The sequence below is a fragment of the Rickettsia sp. TH2014 genome (assembly GCF_019249195.1).
GTDB classification, from domain to species: Bacteria; Pseudomonadota; Alphaproteobacteria; order Rickettsiales; family Rickettsiaceae; genus Rickettsia; species Rickettsia felis.
The window spans coordinates 1-558 of the sequence record NZ_MXAX01000091.1; the positions used below are offsets into that span (position 1 = coordinate 1).

A 558-nucleotide genomic window follows, 5' to 3' on the forward strand; every position below is an offset into this window, starting at 1 on the left:
GCCAGAAGCTTATGGATTTATTAATTATAATATAAAGAATAAAACCCCAGCAATGGATGCAAGACTTGCTGGAATCGATGAGCGTTTACCAACAATAAACTACAGAAGTAACAAAGTAGATTATAATTTAGGTCTAGGTGTTACGATCAAACATAATATGATGGAATATGGTATTAATTATGATGCTAATTTAGCGAAAAAATATCAAGGGCATGCAGGTAGTATTAAAGTAAGAGTTAATTTGTAAATTACTGACAAAGAAGAGTCAATTCTATAAAAGCGATGTCTACGAAATTATAATTTTGTAGACATCTGAAATATTGCTGCTACAAGCAAAATTTACGCACAGGTAAAAATTACAAGATGTCTAGTACTTGCATTCTGAAATTAATAGCTGTACTTTTTATTATAGTACAGCATGTTTCAGAAAGCTCTAGACAAGATGAAGGCTCTGTCCAAATAAGTGTGTAAAAATCACTCTTTACTTTCGATCTATCGCCTAACTTGTTATTACTGAATTTTAGATGGTTATCTGCTTTCGTATAACTCATACCAAGC

2 protein-coding genes are annotated in these 558 nt (G+C 31.5%); one reads left to right on the forward strand and one right to left on the reverse strand.

Annotation, left to right across the window (positions count from 1 at the left end; translation table 11 throughout):
- Positions 1 to 247: autotransporter outer membrane beta-barrel domain-containing protein (locus tag KYQ89_RS01560; protein WP_218460106.1), on the forward strand; the 247-nt coding region annotated here is incomplete at its 5' end.
- A 109-nt stretch (positions 248 to 356) separates the two neighbouring features.
- Here KYQ89_RS01560 and KYQ89_RS01565 read toward each other — a convergent pair.
- On the reverse strand, positions 357 to 558 hold a 202-nt coding region (locus KYQ89_RS01565), incomplete at its 5' end, for a hypothetical protein (RefSeq protein ID WP_218460107.1).